17 protein-coding genes are annotated in these 17,127 nt (G+C 34.0%); 8 read left to right on the top strand and 9 right to left on the bottom strand.

Features of this window, described 5'->3' with window-relative positions; translation table 11 throughout:
- Positions 1-187: 187 nt before the first annotated feature.
- From J2Y38_RS01990 to J2Y38_RS02010, 5 genes are all read left to right on the top strand, one after another.
- Positions 188-673 carry a MarR family transcriptional regulator gene (locus J2Y38_RS01990; protein WP_309839088.1) on the top strand — a complete coding sequence of 162 codons (486 nt, stop codon included), beginning with the start codon at positions 188-190 and terminating at the stop codon, positions 671-673.
- Between the two features lie 52 nt (positions 674-725).
- Positions 726-3,116 (top strand): 3-hydroxyacyl-CoA dehydrogenase/enoyl-CoA hydratase family protein, encoded by a 2,391-nt coding sequence (locus J2Y38_RS01995; RefSeq protein WP_309839089.1) that lies wholly within the window; start codon positions 726-728, stop codon positions 3,114-3,116.
- A 4-nt stretch (positions 3,117-3,120) separates the two neighbouring features.
- A complete protein-coding gene (locus J2Y38_RS02000; protein WP_309839090.1) occupies positions 3,121-4,302 on the top strand; it encodes an acetyl-CoA C-acyltransferase in 1,182 nt (393 codons plus the stop codon).
- Between the two features lie 164 nt (positions 4,303-4,466).
- Positions 4,467-6,272 (top strand): acyl-CoA dehydrogenase family protein, encoded by a 1,806-nt coding sequence (locus tag J2Y38_RS02005; RefSeq protein WP_309839092.1) that lies wholly within the window; start codon positions 4,467-4,469, stop codon positions 6,270-6,272.
- Positions 6,273-6,714: 442 nt separating this feature from the next.
- The gene (locus J2Y38_RS02010; protein WP_309839094.1) at positions 6,715-7,809 is read left to right on the top strand and encodes a glycoside hydrolase family 18 protein; all 1,095 of its coding nucleotides are present in this window, start codon (positions 6,715-6,717) and stop codon (positions 7,807-7,809) included.
- A gap of 71 nt (positions 7,810-7,880) precedes the next feature.
- On the opposite strand, the gene J2Y38_RS02015 is transcribed toward J2Y38_RS02010, so the two are convergent.
- The 4 genes from J2Y38_RS02015 to J2Y38_RS02030 all read right to left on the bottom strand — a co-directional run bounded on the left by J2Y38_RS02015 (position 7,881) and on the right by J2Y38_RS02030 (position 10,353).
- Positions 7,881-8,366 (bottom strand): hypothetical protein, encoded by a 486-nt coding sequence (locus J2Y38_RS02015; RefSeq protein WP_309839095.1) that lies wholly within the window; start codon positions 8,364-8,366, stop codon positions 7,881-7,883.
- A gap of 66 nt (positions 8,367-8,432) precedes the next feature.
- Entirely contained in the window at positions 8,433-9,329 is an 897-nt protein-coding gene (locus J2Y38_RS02020) for a transporter (RefSeq protein WP_309839096.1), read from the bottom strand.
- Between the two features lie 56 nt (positions 9,330-9,385).
- A complete protein-coding gene (locus J2Y38_RS02025) occupies positions 9,386-9,895 on the bottom strand; it encodes a DUF4251 domain-containing protein (protein WP_309839098.1) in 510 nt (169 codons plus the stop codon).
- 29 nt (positions 9,896-9,924) lie between these two features.
- On the bottom strand, positions 9,925-10,353 hold the full coding sequence (locus J2Y38_RS02030; protein ID WP_309839109.1) for an META domain-containing protein: 429 nt from the start codon (positions 10,351-10,353) through the stop codon (positions 9,925-9,927).
- A 214-nt stretch (positions 10,354-10,567) separates the two neighbouring features.
- Here J2Y38_RS02030 and J2Y38_RS02035 point away from each other — a divergent pair, with 214 nt between their 5' ends.
- Both J2Y38_RS02035 and J2Y38_RS02040 read left to right on the top strand, forming a co-directional pair.
- Entirely contained in the window at positions 10,568-11,095 is a 528-nt protein-coding gene (locus J2Y38_RS02035; RefSeq protein WP_309839111.1) for a superoxide dismutase family protein, read from the top strand.
- 118 nt (positions 11,096-11,213) lie between these two features.
- The gene (locus tag J2Y38_RS02040; RefSeq protein ID WP_309839112.1) at positions 11,214-12,416 is read left to right on the top strand and encodes an LETM1-related biofilm-associated protein; all 1,203 of its coding nucleotides are present in this window, start codon (positions 11,214-11,216) and stop codon (positions 12,414-12,416) included.
- A gap of 33 nt (positions 12,417-12,449) precedes the next feature.
- On the opposite strand, the gene can is transcribed toward J2Y38_RS02040, so the two are convergent.
- The 4 genes from can to J2Y38_RS02060 form a co-directional block, all read right to left on the bottom strand.
- On the bottom strand, positions 12,450-13,088 hold the full coding sequence (gene can, locus J2Y38_RS02045; protein WP_053471791.1) for a carbonate dehydratase: 639 nt from the start codon (positions 13,086-13,088) through the stop codon (positions 12,450-12,452).
- A gap of 121 nt (positions 13,089-13,209) precedes the next feature.
- Positions 13,210-14,856, bottom strand: coding sequence for a SulP family inorganic anion transporter (locus J2Y38_RS02050; RefSeq protein WP_309839115.1), 1,647 nt, complete (start codon positions 14,854-14,856; stop codon positions 13,210-13,212).
- A gap of 80 nt (positions 14,857-14,936) precedes the next feature.
- Positions 14,937-15,215, bottom strand: coding sequence for a hypothetical protein (locus tag J2Y38_RS02055; protein ID WP_073484764.1), 279 nt, complete (start codon positions 15,213-15,215; stop codon positions 14,937-14,939).
- Between the two features lie 133 nt (positions 15,216-15,348).
- Positions 15,349-15,828, bottom strand: a complete 480-nt coding sequence (locus J2Y38_RS02060; protein ID WP_180858241.1) for a Dps family protein — start codon at positions 15,826-15,828, stop codon at positions 15,349-15,351.
- Positions 15,829-15,938: 110 nt separating this feature from the next.
- On the opposite strand from J2Y38_RS02060, the gene J2Y38_RS02065 reads away from it, so the two are divergent.
- Positions 15,939-16,886 carry a LysR substrate-binding domain-containing protein gene (locus J2Y38_RS02065; protein ID WP_073484761.1) on the top strand — a complete coding sequence of 316 codons (948 nt, stop codon included), beginning with the start codon at positions 15,939-15,941 and terminating at the stop codon, positions 16,884-16,886.
- A gap of 28 nt (positions 16,887-16,914) precedes the next feature.
- Here the strand turns inward: J2Y38_RS02065 and J2Y38_RS02070 are convergent, their stop codons facing one another.
- Entirely contained in the window at positions 16,915-17,112 is a 198-nt protein-coding gene (locus J2Y38_RS02070) for a hypothetical protein (RefSeq protein WP_053471796.1), read from the bottom strand.
- Positions 17,113-17,127 lie beyond the last annotated feature (15 nt).

The raw sequence follows: 17,127 nt of genomic DNA on the forward strand, positions 1-17,127 counted from the left end.
AAATTAAAAAAAGATTTTGACACCATTAAAAATGTTAAAATCCAAAAAAAGAATAGTATATTTCACTCTAAATAAACCACCAAACCACTCTAAATCAGTGGGATTTTTTAACTAACCAAAAATTTATTAAAAAATTATATGCATGCATAGTATTTTTTAATTATATTTGAAATCGATATAGTTACCTATGAAAGACAAAACAATAGATTATATTTTGAGAGCTACATGGCAGGCTGTTTCAAGAATGTATAATGAAGAGGCTGCAAAGTACGATGCTACCATGGCAACAGGATTTGCTCTTTTAAGTATGGATAAGGAAGAAGGAACTCCATCAACCGCTTTAGGCCCAAGAATGGGTATGGAAGCAACCAGCTTAACAAGAACACTTAAATCTATGGAAGAAAAAGGTTTAATTGTTCGCAAAAAGAACCCAAGTGACGGACGAGGTGTTTTAATCTACCTAACCGATTTTGGAAAAGAAAAAAGAGATTTATCTAAAAATACAGTTCTGAAATTTAATGAAACTGTTAGAAAACATGTATCAGATGAAAAACTGAAACATTTTATCGAAGTTTCTGAAATCATAAACGAATTAATTCAGGATAAAAATATTTTCAATCACACGAGCGCCAGCGATTTGGCGAAGCAAACAGAAAACTCAGAAAATGAATAATCTTTTTTAAAAGAAAATTTAAATTCTACCCAAAAAAACAAATTTTACAAATATGAAACGCACAATTAAAAAAGTTGCTGTAATTGGATCCGGAATTATGGGTTCAGGTATAGCTTGTCATTTTGCTAACATTGGTGTTGAAGTTTTACTTCTTGACATCGTACCTCGCGAACTGACTGAAGCTGAAGCTAAAAAAGGATTAACACTTGAAAGTAAAGCCGTTCGCAACCGTGTGGTAAACGAACATTTGGCGAATTCATTAAAATCAAAACCTTCTCCTATTTACAGCCAAAAATTCGCAAATAGAATCACGACTGGAAATACAACTGATGATATGGCAAAAATTGCCAATGTTGACTGGATTATTGAGGTTGTTGTAGAGCGTTTAGACATTAAGAAATTAGTTTTTGAACAAATCGAGAAATTCCGTAAACCGGGAACTTTGGTTACTTCTAACACTTCTGGTATTCCAATTCACTTTATGAGCGAAGGAAGAAGTGAAGATTTTCAACAACACTTCTGCGGAACTCACTTTTTTAACCCTGCGCGTTACTTAAAATTATTTGAAATTATTCCTGGTCCAAAAACTTCAACTGAAGTATTGGATTTCTTAAACGAATACGGATCTAAATTCTTAGGAAAAACTTCGGTTGTTGCTAAAGATACTCCAGCGTTTATTGGAAACAGAATTGGTATTTACGGAATCCAAAGTTTATTCCATTTAGTGAAAGAAATGGGATTAACTATTGAAGAAGTTGATAAATTGACTGGTCCTGTAATTGGTCGTCCAAAATCGGCTACTTTCCGTACGGTTGACGTTGTTGGTTTGGATACTTTGGTACACGTTGCCAACGGTATTTATGAAAACTGCCCAACTGACGAACAACACGAATTGTTTAAACTTCCTGATTTCATCACAAAAATGATGGAAAACAATTGGTTAGGAAGCAAAACCGGACAAGGTTTTTACAAAAAAGTAGATAAAGACATTCTTTCTTTAGACTTAAATACATTAGAATACCGCGCTGCTAAAAAAGCAAATTTTGCTACGCTTGAACTAACAAAAACAATTGACAAACCAATCAATCGTTTTAAAGTTTTAGTAAAAGGAACAGATAAAGCGGGAGAATTCTACCGTAAGAGTTTCGCCGGAATGTTTGCTTATGTGTCAAACAGAATTCCTGAAATCTCAGACGAATTATACAAAATTGACGACGCCATGAAAGCTGGTTTTGGATGGGAAAATGGTCCATTCGAAATCTGGGATGCCATTGGTGTTGCCAAAGGAATTGAAATCATGAAAGCAGAAGGTTTAGAGCCAGCTGCATGGGTTACTGAAATGTTGGCTTCTGGAAGCGATAGTTTCTATTCTGTAAAAGAAGGAGCGACTTATTTCTATAACATTCCAACAAAATCACAAGTAAAAGTTCCTGGACAAGATTCATTCATTATCCTAAACAACATTCGCGAAAGCAAAAAAGTTTGGAGCAATAGTGGCGCAATCATTCAGGATTTAGGAGACGGAATCTTGAACTTAGAATTCCAATCTAAAATGAATACCATTGGTGGCGACGTTCTACAAGCTATCAATAAAGCAATCGACTTATCTGAAAAAGAATATCAAGGTTTAGTTATTGGTAACCAGGCAGCGAATTTCTCTGTTGGAGCTAATATCGGAATGATTTTCATGATGGCGGTTGAGCAGGAATACGACGAATTGAATATGGCAATTAAATTGTTCCAGGACACTATGATGCGCGTTCGTTACTCTTCTATTCCAGTTGTAGTTGCACCTCACGGAATGACTTTTGGTGGTGGATGCGAAATGAGTTTACATGCTGACAAAGTAGTAGCTGCTGCAGAAACGTATATGGGATTAGTTGAATTTGGTGTTGGTGTACTTCCTGGTGGTGGTGGATCTAAAGAAATGGCTTTAAGAGCTTCAGATTTATTCCGCAAAAACGACGTCGAATTAAACGTTCTTCAAGAGTATTTCTTAACAATCGCAATGGCAAAAGTTTCGACTTCTGGTTATGAAGCTTTTGACACTGGACTTTTACAACACGGAAAAGATGTTATCGTAGTAAACAAAGATCGTCAGATTGCTGAAGCTAAAAAACATGCTTTGTTAATGGCAGAAGCTGGTTACACACAACCAATCAGAAGAACGGATGTTAAAGTATTAGGAAAACAAGCTCTGGGAATGTTCTTAGTTGGAACAGATCAAATGGAAGCTGGAAAATACATTTCTGAGCACGATAAGAAAATTGCTAACAAACTGGCTTATGTAATGGCTGGTGGTGATTTATCTGAAGCAACTTTAGTATCTGAACAATACTTATTAGATATCGAACGTGAAGCTTTCTTATCTCTTTGTACAGAGAGAAAAACATTGGAAAGAATTCAATACATGTTAACCAAAGGGAAACCGCTTAGAAACTAAGAAAATGAAAACAGCATATATAGTAAAAGCTTACCGTACTGCGGTAGGAAAAGCACCAAAAGGGGTTTTTAGATTTAAAAGACCTGATGAATTAGCAGCAGAAACCATTCAGTTTATGATGGACGAATTGCCTGATTTTGACAAAAAACGTATCGACGACGTTATGGTAGGAAATGCCATGCCAGAAGCGGAACAAGGTCTTAACGTTGGACGTTTGATTTCTTTGATGGGATTAAAAGTGGAAGACGTTCCTGGAGTTACAGTAAACCGTTATTGTGCATCTGGATTAGAAACTATCGGAATGGCTACTGCTAAAATCCAATCAGGAATGGCAGATTGTATCATCGCTGGTGGTGCAGAAAGTATGAGTTTTATTCCGATGGGAGGTTACAAACCAACTCCGGATTATAAAGTTGCTGCTGCAGGTCATGAAGATTACTATTGGGGAATGGGTTTAACTGCCGAAGCGGTGGCTAACCAATACAAAATCTCTAGAGAAGATCAGGACGAGTTTGCTTACAACTCTCACATGAAAGCGTTGAAAGCGCAGGCAGAAGGAAAATTCGACAAACAAATCGTTCCTATTACTGTTGAACAGACTTTCATCAACGAAAATGGTAAAAAAGAAACTAAATCATACGTTGTAAAACAAGACGAAGGCCCAAGAGCCGGAACTTCTGTTGCTGCTTTAGCGGGTTTAAAACCAGTTTTTGCTGCTGACGGAAGTGTAACTGCCGGAAACTCTTCTCAAATGAGTGACGGTGCTGCATTCGTTTTAATCATGAGTGAGGACATGGTTAAAGAATTAAACCTTGAGCCAATCGCACGTTTGGTAAACTTTGCTTCTTCTGGTGTTGAGCCAAGAATCATGGGTATTGGTCCTGTAAAAGCAATTCCGAAAGCATTAAAACAAGCGGGATTAACATTAAACGATATCGAATTAATTGAATTAAACGAGGCTTTTGCTTCACAAGCTTTAGCAGTTACTCGTGAGTTAAACATTAATCCAGAAATCGTAAACGTAAACGGTGGAGCGATCTCTTTAGGACACCCTCTAGGTTGTACAGGAGCTAAACTTTCTGTTCAGTTATTTGATGAGATGAAACGCAGAGGTAATAAATACGGAATCGTGAGTATGTGTGTGGGGACTGGACAAGGTTCTGCAGGGATTTACGAGGTATTATAAGAAAGCATTATCAAGTAAAGTATACGTTCAGTTTGTCATTGCGAGGAACGAAGCAACCTCGCTAACAACTACGCAAAGTTTATTTTGCAAGTGTGGTTGCTTCGTTCCTCGCAATGACAAGATTGTGTACAAAAACATAAACAAAAAATAAAAAAACATTAGCAATGGCAGATACAATCGAAAAAAACGTGACTCGTGGTGGTCAGTTTTTAGTTAAAGAAACAAAATGCGAGGATATCTTCACACCAGAAGATTTCTCTGAAGAGCAGTTAATGATGCGTGACTCTGTAAAAGAGTTCGTTGACAAAGAATTATGGGCGCATAAAGATCGTTTTGAGAAAAAAGATTACGCTTACACAGAATCATCTATGCGTAAAGCTGGTGAACTAGGACTTCTTGGAGTTGCAGTTCCAGAAGAATACGGCGGATTAGGAATGGGATTTGTTTCTACAATGTTGGTTTGTGACTACATTTCTGGAGCAACAGGTTCATTTTCAACTGCTTTTGGTGCACACACAGGAATTGGAACTATGCCAATTACACTTTATGGTACTGAAGAACAAAAGAAAAAATACGTTCCAAAATTAGCTTCTGGAGAATGGTTTGGAGCTTATTGCTTAACTGAACCAGGCGCAGGGTCTGATGCTAACTCAGGAAAAACAAAAGCTGTTTTATCTGAAGACGGAACTCATTATTTAATTACAGGACAAAAAATGTGGATTTCGAATGCAGGTTTCTGCAGCGTTTTTATCGTTTTTGCTCGTATTGGTGATGATAAAAATATTACAGGTTTCATCGTAGAAAATGATCCTTCAAACGGAATTTCTATGAATGAAGAAGAACATAAATTAGGAATTCGTGCTTCTTCTACTCGTCAGGTTTTCTTCAACGATACAAAAGTTCCTGTTGAAAACATGTTGTCTGAAAGAGGAAACGGTTTCAAAATTGCAATGAATGCTTTAAATGTTGGTCGTATTAAATTGGCTGCTGCTTGTCTTGATGCTCAAAGAAGAGTTACTTCTGGTGCTGTAAAATATGCTAACGAAAGAATTCAGTTTAATACTTCTATTTCATCTTTTGGAGCTATCCGTTCTAAATTAGCTGAAATGGCGACTAGCGCTTATGCTGGAGAAAGTGCTTCTTACCGTGCTGCAAAAGACATCGAAGACAGAATCGCTGCTCGTGAAGCAGAAGGAACAAGTCATCAGGAAGCTGAATTGAAAGGTGTTGAAGAATATGCTATCGAGTGTTCAATCTTGAAAGTAGCAGTTTCTGAAGACGTTCAAAACTGTTCTGACGAAGGTATTCAGGTTTTTGGCGGGATGGGATTCTCTGAAGACACTCCAATGGAAAGTGCCTGGAGAGATGCTCGTATTGCTCGTATTTACGAAGGAACAAACGAAATCAACAGAATGCTTTCTGTAGGTATGTTGATCAAAAAAGCAATGAAAGGCCACGTTGATTTACTTGGACCTGCAATGAAAGTTCAGGAAGAATTAATGGGAATTCCATCTTTTGATACTCCTGATTTCTCTGAATTATTTGCAGAAGAAAAAGTAATCGTAGCTAACTTGAAAAAAGTTTTCTTAATGGTTGCAGGAAGTGCTGTTCAAAAATATGGTCCGGATTTAGATTCTCACCAACAATTATTGATGGCTGCTGCCGATATCTTAATCGAAATCTACATGGCTGAAAGTACTATTCTTAGAACTGAGAAATTAGCTAAAAGAGAAGGTGAAGATAAAGTAAAAGAGCAAATCGCTATGGCAAAATTATACTTGTACAAAGCGGTAGATATCATAAACTTAAGAGGAAAAGAAGGAATCGCTTCTTTCTCTGAAGGTGACGAACAACGTATGATGTTAATGGGATTAAAACGTTTTACAAAATACACCAACCTGCCAAATGTTGTGGCATTAAGAGAAACAATTGCCTCTAAATTAGTTGCAGAAAATTCATACTGCTTCTAATTCAAAAATAGTTTTTAGCTTTTAATTTGTTTAAACCCGCACAAGTCCGAAACTGTGCGGGTTTATTTTTTTTGTTTTGAACCATATAAGTTATATAAGTTCATTTAAAAAGGATGTGTTTTTGTAGAGACTTATTCTTTTTTTTGCCACAGATTACAGGATTTTCACAGATTTTTTTAATCATTTTATTCCTCTAATCTGTGGCATTTTTTTTGTAGAGACGCACAGCAGTGCGTCTACGTCATGTTAGACGCACTGCTGTGCGTCTCTACGGAAAAACGAATACTATTAAGTCCACTCTAAAATGAACTTATATCACTTATATGGTTTTCAACCTATTTCACAAATCTTTATTAAAATTGAGGTTATGTTACAGGATTGATAGCAAAATTTAAATTCTAATGTTTTATATTTAGCGTTTTAAATCTTCAAAAAACATAAAATGAAACAAATTAGCCTAATTATCCTTTTATTTATCTGCCTTATATCCACAAACATTTTTGCGCAGAAGAATAAGAAATTAGACATCATCGCTTATTATACTGGTGATTCTAAACTAATTGACGAGTACGAAGTCAATAAACTAGATCAAATAATCTTTAGTTTTTGTCATTTAAAAGATGGAAAGCTAAGTGTCGATTCTCCTAAAGATTCAATTACCATAAAACATTTAGTTTCTCTAAAAGCTAAAAATCCACAATTAAAAATCGTTTTATCTCTTGGCGGCTGGGGTGGCTGCGAACCATGTTCGGATGCATTTTCTACTGCTGATGGTCGTTTGAAATTCGCAAAATCAGTAAAAGAAGTGAGTGATTACTTTAAAGTTGACGGCTTAGATTTAGATTGGGAATATCCTGCTATTGAAGGTCTTCCAGGACATTTATATCAAGCTGTTGACAAACCTAACTTTACCGAATTGCTTAAAATTCTTCGTTCAACTTTAGGTAAAAAATACGAGTTGAGTTTTGCTGCCGGTGGTTTTCAAAAATATTTAGATGAATCGATTGATTGGAAAGCCGTAACTCCATTAGTGAACCGCATCAATATTATGAGCTACGATTTAGTGAACGGATATTCAAAAGTTACAGGACATCATACACCATTGTACAGCACAAATCCAAAAGAAGAATCTACAGACAGAGCGGTTGAGTTTTTATTGAAAGCTGGAGTTCCTGCTGAAAAATTAGTAATTGGAGGTGCATTTTATACCAGACAATGGAAAAATGTAGAAAATATCAATAACGGATTATATCAGGCAGGAGAGCATTTTCAAGGTGCTGACTTTAAAAACTATGCCACAACTTATACAGAAGCAAACGGCTGGAAATATTTTTGGGATGATAAAGCAAAAGCTCCATACTGGTATAATGAAGGAACTAAAACCTTCGCAACATCAGATGATATTAAATCTATTAAAGCAAAAACAGAATATGTAAAGTCTAAAAAACTAGGCGGAATCATGTTTTGGGAATTGACTTTAGATAGTTTCCGTGACGGAATGGTTAATGCCATTTATGAGGTTAAAACGACTAAATAAATTTCATTAAAACAAATAAAAACGGCAGTTATTTTTTTAAGTAACTGCCGTTTTATTTTATAAAGATGTTTTTATTGGATTTTTGATTTGTCTAATTCTCCAATAAACGGAATCGATTCTAAAATCTCTGCTCTGATTATCGTCTGCAAATAAACTTCTAACTGAATAAATTTAGCTGCATTTATAGCTCCAATAGCTTTTTTGGCTTTGCTGTACGTTTTACAATATAATTTCTCGTAAGCGATATGATTTTTTAAAGTTCCTTTTGCCAATTCATCTGCTTTTGCATCGGTAAGAGTTGCATAATTGGCTGCATAATCATTTATCAGCTGAAATTTACTTTGTCCCAACGCTTTACGCTGCGTTTCGTAATCATCATAAACCTTTGTAAAAGCTGCTGACTGTGCATCAGATAAATTCATATACTGCTTTACTAAATCGGCTTTAGATTTTCCATAAACGCTTTGTAAAACGTCAACATCTTCTTTAAATGAAGATTGTGCATAAGATGAAAACACGGCAATTGCCATAATAAAAATAAGACTTAATTTTTTCATAGTATTGATTTTTAAATTTGTTTCTAAATAATTATGCCTTTAAGATTCTAATTGCAAACACTTTAATCAAAAGAAAGAGTATTGATAAGCCAGAGATAAAGCATAATAATTCAACCCATTGTTGGTATAAGCTCCGATATGATATTGAAACTTAAAGGACTGTGCTTTTGCGACTGGTGCTGAGAATGTTCCTCCTACCCTCCAGTTATCAATTTCACTATCATCAGAAACTCCATCAGTTATTGTCTTTCCGCCAAAAAACCAATTGGTATTAAAACCAATCCACATATGATTTTTAAAATAATAACTTGCGTGTGCCTGTAAACTATAAGTAGGTTTCTGCTCTAACTTCTTTCCTAAAAAATCATTATTATCAGTATAAAACCAAATTCCTCCATAAGCTTCTGCATAAACATGTGCAAAACGTTTTGATACTCCAATTTCCGGCTTAAAAGCCCAGCGATTCGTTCCAATATTTACTTGTTTATCATCATAATATTTTCCCGTTGGAACTGAAGTAACTAAGCTGACTCCTAAAATAGTCTTCTGTTCAAAGTTTTTAAATTCAGATTTATCAAGTGCAGGAGAACCAAGAAGGTTAATTCCAAAACGTATTTTCATATCAGCAAAACCAGCTCGTGAACCAGTTAATACATCTCCATTTGTTCGGGTTTGTGAACCATCCATAAAAGTGTAAGGAAGAGAAACCTGAACACGCGCCAGTTTATTTGACAATCCAAAAGTTCTAATATAATTTACTGCTGCATTATGACTATGAAGCGTAAAATCAGTAATTGGCAAAGATGGATCTGTTAAGACATTTCCGTTTGTAAAAACATATCCTATCGCGACAACATTAAGATTTTTAGCGACATTGGCATATACTCTGGGTTCCAGATCCTGACTAAACATCTTTAAGGTAAATAAAAAAACTAACGGTAAAAGATGATAAAATTTAGGCATATATTTAAGTATGTATTACACAAATCTATTAAACCTCTTCTCTTTTATTTTTTTATCTATTCGGTTTTTGGAGCGCTTATTTCTCCATCATAAGAAATTGGGCCTCTGTTGTTACTGGTGACAGAAAGTGAAGCTCCTCCATCAAAAAAAATAGTAAATATTAAATCATAAACATCGTCTTTGCCTTTAACCGTGGCTCTCACACTATAATTTTTTGACTTCTTCCCTATTTTAATGTTCTCTGGTGTTCCTTCAAATTTAATTCCGCCGTCACTTCCGTAACCCACATTATATCCGCGGCCAAAAAAAGGAAGATCACAGGTTGTTTTTTCAGCATTAAACTTCAAAAAATAAGTATTATAATCTAAAATAATAAGCCGTCCGCCTTGTGGTGTGACTTTTTGAGCTTCAAAAACAAAGTTTTTAGAATCGATTAAAGCTTCAGTTTCTTTTTGCTTTTGTAATTCTTTTTCGGCTTTGAGTTCTTTTTTGCTTTTTTGTTGTGCAAATACAGGAAAATTCAAAAACCCAAACAGTACTAATAAAAGGAATAATTTAGTTTTCATCTCACATCATTTTAAGTAAAACAAGTCGTTTACTTTTTCGTAAATCTCATCATTGCAATATCTCCTGAAATTAAATTCAGGGTTTTTCCATCATCTGTAATATCATACGATGTAATTTTTTGAAGCGTACCCATATAAGTTTGTTCGCCTTGCTGTCCGTCAACACACATCATTTTAGTAACTGCCATTGGCTGCGTAAGGTCAATTTTATTACCGTTTACAACTAATTTTCCAGTATAAGAATTACAACTATTATTTCCAGAAACCTGATTGTCTTTTGTATTGAAAGTTATAGTCGGTTTTTTATTTGGATATAAACCATCAAAAGTAATTCGTGGTCCGGTAATATAATTGAGTTCCCAGGTTCCGTCGAGTTTTGCAGCCGAATCTGTTTTTTGACACTTGCAGGAAAATAAAAACGAAGTAATAAAAACGAGGATTAAAATCTTTTTCATCATAACATTAAGTATTAAATATGAACGAATTAGAGAAATTTAGTTTCAGAAATTTTTCGTTAAAACTATTACGAATTTAAACAATATTTTTCGTTTTTGTGCTCAATCGATCTTAAATTACGACGTATAGTTTGACTTTTTTTTAACTTTTAGAGTCAAATTATTCCGTTATTTTATGTTAAATTTACTTAATCTTTAATTTAAAATGCCCGTATATATGAAAAAACTGATCGTATCATTCGCTATAATTACAGCTTTATTCATTGGCTGTAAGACCAATACAAAATCAAATGATGCCAAAACTTTGACTGTAGCATTAGAACCAAAAAGCAGTAGTAACGTAAGTGGAACTGCTACTTTTACGGAGAAAGATGGCAAAGTAACTTTTACGGCAAAAGTTTCTGGTTTACAGCCTGGAGTTCACGCAATACATATTCACGAAAAAGCAGATTGTACTGCTGCCGACGGAAGTTCTGCCGGCGGACACTGGAACCCGACTTTTAAAAAACACGGAAAATGGGGAGTTGGAGAATATCATAAAGGTGATATTGGAAACTTTACCGCTGATGAAAAAGGTAACGGAACTATAACCTTAACTACTGACGAATGGTGTGTAGGCTGTGGCGATGCCACTAAAGATGTGTTAGGAAAAGGTTTAATTGTACATCAGGGAACAGATGATTTTACAACTCAGCCAACCGGAAATGCCGGAGGAAGAGTTGCCTGTGCCGGAATAATTAAGTAATAAAAAATAATAAAATACTAATAACCACTATATTTCACAAAAATCTAGTGGTTATTTTATTTTTAATTCACTCTAAAACAAGAAAAAGATATAGCTTTGCAGCTATAAATTCAATTCAATGATTAACCCATCAGCACACGGCTGGATCGATAAGTTTTTTAGTGAGCAGAAGTTTTCAGAAGCAATTCCTTTTGAAACTACAGATTCCTTTTACTATAAAGTTAGAGAAACTGGTTTTATCTACGGTCATATCATTGCAATTGATTCTCAAATTCCAATTCCGATAAAAGGCTGGTTTAAAACCGAAATTTCTAAAATTGCCTTATTAAATACTCTTTATCATGTTTTTTGTTTAGAAAAAAGAAATTCTGAACCAAATAACTTTATTACCGAAGTTTTAAAATTCTACAAACAAATGAATCCGGAAGGGTTTAATTTGTTTAAGATTCTGCTTCCAAAAGACACTCCTTCTCATTCATTAGAAAGTATAATTGATGAAAGAGTGCAGACCAATGACAGTATCATCAGTAAAAACTTTTCGCATTTAGTAACTAATGCGCTTTTGTTTATTGATGTTTTGGCCTTTAGACAATATCTAGAACATGGAGAAATTCCTGAAAAATATCTAAAAAGAATTGAAGAAACGGTTCTTGGAATCGTAGGCTTAGCTTTAAAAACAAAAACAATCAAATCGCAGCACGACGATTTGCTGATTAAACTTTTTGAGGCTTCTATACGCTATTCTAAATTTTCGAAAGTTACCGTAGATACTTTAGAAACTTTACAATTAGATTATTTTAAAAATACTTTAGAGCATTATTATTTAATCGATATGGCCGGAATGGCTTTGTGGAGCGATGGCGTTGTCGAAAATGAAGAATCCTATTTCTTGTATTCTCTGGGTTCAATGATGGGCGTTGCTGATGATTTTGTAAAAGCAAGCATCGACACCACGCATGATTTTATTACGACTCATAAAAAGAAGATTCCGTATTTTAATTACTCAAATCCGGTTAAGCATTTCTATGATCAAATGACACACAGCGTTGTAAAACTGATTATAAGAAACAAAAACAGGTTAATTAAGGAAATTGTTCAGAGTAAGGAATTAATGGTTCTATTGGCTTATTCTACAACAAGGGATTTAGATGCAAAGGAAAAGAAAAAAGTAAAAAAACAGCTTTTAGATATTTGTAAAACGATTCCGTCCTTAACAATATTCCTGCTTCCGGGCGGAAGTTTATTACTGCCAATTTTAATCAAGTTTATTCCAACGATGTTACCATCTGCATTCAATGAAAATCTAGACGAAAACGAATAAAAAAAATCGCCCTTTTGAGGCGATTTTTTATTTTTATAGATTACTCAATTGGTAAACATCATCAAGTTCATCATTCGAAGAAATGGTTACATTCAAATCGGTTACAAAACCAGAATTTAAACCGTAAACCCATCCGTGAAGCATCAAATCCTGACCGTTTTTCCAAGCAGATTGTACAATTGATGTTTTAGCTAAATTGTAAACTTGCTCTTTAGCATTAATTTCTACAAAAGCATTAAAACGTTCTGTTTCATCTTCAATAGAATTCAAGTATTTGTCATGTAAACGGTATTCATCTTTAATGTGACGAATCCAGTTATCGATAATTCCAACAGATAAATTACCCATAGCAGCTTTTACACCACCACATCCGTAATGTCCGCAAACAATAACGTGTTTTACTTTTAAAACGTTTACTGCATAATCCAGTACGCTTAACATATTCATATCTGAGTGAACAACCATGTTAGCAATGTTTCTGTGTACAAACACTTCACCAGGTTTTGCCCCAATAATTTCGTTTGCAGGAACACGGCTGTCAGAACATCCAATCCATAATAATGGCGGAGATTGTCCTTTTGCTAAATCAGCAAAGTAATTAGGATCTTTTGCTAATGAATCTTCTACCCATTTTTTATTGTTCTCTAATATTTGTTCATAGAACTTTCTCATTTTTCTTCGGTTTTTTCTTGGTATTATCAATGCTTAAGCATATCAAAAAGACTTTTTTGTAAAGTTATTTAAATTTTGATATTTCTCAAACCTGAATAATATCTTTATTTATATAATTTGTTTAAAATTTTTCTTTTTGTTCTTTCTTAACCAATGCTCGTTTTGCAACATCATAATAATGTTCAATTGTAACGTGATTGTTGTTATCAGGCGTGTTTTCTAATTCGTATGCCTCTTTAAAACCTTTTAGTTTTACTTTGATGTTTTCATCAATAGCGCGGGTTTCTTTAAACTCACGAATCAAATCTAATACATCATGCGCAATGTATTCTGTATCGTGCGCATTAATAATTACTTTACAATTTTCAGGAATTTCACTCAGTGTTTGTTTGATTGCGGCTTTATTTAAAAAAGAAACTTCCTGCGCTAAATCGATGTGAATAACGTCGCCGTCTTCATATTCTTCTTTTTTAAAGATGTAAGCTCTTTTTAAATTTCCTCTTAAAACAAAAATGATACTAATGATAATTCCTAAAGCAACTCCTTTAAGCAAATCTGTCGCAACGACAAAGACCAAAGTTGCGATAAAAGGGACAAACTGGTATTTCCCCTTTTCCCAGAAATGCATAAAGGTTGCTGGTTTTGCTAATTTATATCCAACCAAGATTAAAACCGTAGCCAAAGTTGCCAAAGGAATTTTATTTAAAATTGCCGGAATCGACAATACACTTATCAATAAAAGTACACCATGAATTATAGATGACATTTTAGATTTTGCACCTGCGTTATTATTTGCAGAAGATCTTACTACAACAGAAGTCATTGGTAATCCGCCCAAAAGTGAACTTGCAATATTACCTATACCCTGCGCTCTAAGCTCAACATTGGTATCAGTATAACGTTTTTGAACATCCATTCTGTCTGAAGCCTCAATACACAAAAGTGTTTCGATAGAAGCTACAATGGCAATTGTAACACCTACAACCCAAACCTGCGGATTTGTTACTGCAGAAAAATTTGGTGTAATTATAATGGATTTAAAATCATCAAAAGACTTTGGAACTGGCAAAGAAACCAAATGTTCTTTTGCAATTGCCAATGAGCTTCCTGTTGATATAAAAAATTCATTTAATAAAACTCCCAGGATAACAGCTACAAGTGCACCCGGAACTAATTTTAATCTCTTTAAAAAAGGAACTTTATCCCATGAAATTAATATTACAAGTGAAATCAATGAAATTACAACTGCTCCTAAATTGATATGATTTAAGACATCAAAAAGAAATGAAAATGAATTACTTCCGTCGTTTTGAATAAAAGCCTGATCACCTTCAAAATCAGCATCATAACCAAATGCATGCGGAATTTGTTTCAGAATAATAATGATCCCGATACCTGCAAGCATTCCTTCGATTACGTTTGTTGGAAAATAGTTTGATATACTTCCCGCTTTTAAAAATCCTAATGCCAATTGAATTAGTCCTGCAATAAACACAGACAGTAAAAACACATCAAAGGCACCAAAATCAGTAATAGCTGTTAAAATAATTGCTGTTAAACCAGCCGCAGGGCCAGAAACGCTAATATGTGACTGGCTTAAATAACCTACCACAATACCACCAATAACACCCGCAATAATTCCAGAAAATAACGGCGCTCCAGAAGCCATTGCAATACCTAAACACAATGGAAGAGCCACCAAGAAAACCACTAAACCTGAAGCAAAGTCAGACTTAAGGTTGGCAAAAAGATTGATTTTTTTTGTCATAATACAATACTAAAAATTGATACATTAGAACCATGCTGTATTTGCTGTAAATACAGTTGTTCTTCAAATAATCGGAAGTATTATGCCAAGTTGGGTGGTGGAGCAAATATGCTCGGAGAAATATTATCTAGTTTTACGATGTTTTCAGAAACGATCGTTTTCTTTTGAATGTAAACAGGAAGCGGTGCTTCGTGTTCTAAAATTACAGGATGTACAACAGATTTTAGTTCTTTATGCACTTCCTCTTCAGAAAAATTAAAAGACACGCACGAATTCCCTTTCTTAATCGCCTGAACAATTGTTGGGGTCGATAAGAAGGCAATAAATATGAATAATAATATACGTGCAAGTATTTTCATCGGAGCAAAAATAGCGTTAAACAAATAAAATCAAAGCGACAAGCCAAAAATTTTATACAATTTTAACAAAAACATAAAAGCAGAATAATCAAACTAGACTATTCTGCTTTTTAACACATTCATAAACAACAAATTATAGCGATTCGTCCAGCCATGCATTCATCATCCAAATTGTTTTTTCCTGCTCTGCAATAAAGTCACTCATCATTGAATTTGTACCTTCATCATTAATTTCTCCAGATTTATTCAGGATTTCTCTTTCAATTTTTAACAAATCAGATAATGAGTTTACAATTAACTGAACTGCTTTTTCATCGTTTGAGATATTTTTTCCAACTGTCAATTTATTGTTCTTGATATAATCTTCAAAAGTGTGCAACGGAGTTCCGCCAATTGTTAAAACCCTTTCTGCAATCATATCTATTTTTAATTGTGAATCTGTATATAGTTCTTCAAATTTTACATGTAAATCGAAGAAACGCTTTCCACGAATATTCCAATGAATTCCTCTTAAATTTTGATAGTATACCTGAAAATTTGATAATAAAACATTTAATTCTTTCACTAACAATTCTGACTCTTTTACAGGTAATCCTAAAATATTTGTTTTCATAATCTTCATTTTTTATAACTAAGTTTACTACAAATTTAAATTATCTTCATTAAAAAAATTATAAAAAAAAATTATATTTACTTATTTTTGTATCAAAAATTACTATCAAAATGACGATAACTCAATTACAATATGTGTTAGCAGTTGCAGAGCATAAAAACTTTACTCTTGCTGCCGAAAAATGTTTCGTAACACAACCCACATTAAGTATGCAGATTCAAAAAATTGAAGAAGAACTTAATATTTTAATTTTTGACAGAAGTAAAAAACCTATTCAGCTTACAGATATTGGGCAAAAGATTGTAAATCAAGCAAAAAACATTGTAAACGAAGCAGATCGAATTAAAGATATTGTCGAACAGCAAAAAGGTTTTATAGGAGGAGAATTTCGTTTAGGAATTATCCCGACTATTATGCCAACGCTTTTACCTATGTTTTTGAATAATTTCATTAAGAAATATCCAAAGGTTAAGCTTTTAATTGAAGAGCTCAATACAGATGAAATTATTGTAAAACTAAAAAATGGACATCTTGATGCTGCAATTGCGGCAACTCCGCTTGAAGATGAAAAAATAAAAGAGATCGTTTTATACTTTGAGCCATTTGTAGCTTACATTCCGGAGCATCACCACAGTTTTCAAAAAGAAGAAATCGAAGTGGCTGATTTAAATATTAATGAGATTTTACTTTTACAGGACGGACATTGTTTTAGGGACGGGATTTTAAATTTATGCAAAAACGGTACTGATGTCGAGCAAAATAATTTTCAGATTCAAAGCGGAAGTTTTGAAACTTTAATAAAATTAGCCGACGAAGGTTTGGGCACAACGTTACTTCCGTACTTGCACACCTTAGACTTAAAAGAATCCGACAAACTGAAACTACGAAACTTTAAGGAACCAAAACCTGCCCGTGAGGTAAGTTTGATTTACCCAAAGAGTGAATTAAAAATGCAAATCATTGACGCGATTCGATCTACAATTGCCGGCGTTGTAAAAGGAGCAATTGTTTTTCAGAATGTTCAAATCATTAGTCCGCTGCAAAAAAAGCAAGCATAAAAAAAGGAGCCAATTTGGCTCCTTTTTTTTATACTTTAATTAGTAGTAGACTTTGTTTTAATTCTGGTTTTTCAATAATGAAATTTAATAACCATTCTTGCAATTGTTCCATTTCGTATGGTAACAGTGTTTTGATAGCTTTTTCTAACTCTCTGCAGAAAAGTACCGGGTCGAAACTAACTCTCTCAAGTATTGATTTCGTGTAATCAAACATCATTTTTGACATAATAAAATAAGATTT

The organism is Flavobacterium sp. 2755, assembly GCF_031455715.1.
Lineage (GTDB): Bacteria > Bacteroidota > Bacteroidia > Flavobacteriales > Flavobacteriaceae > Flavobacterium.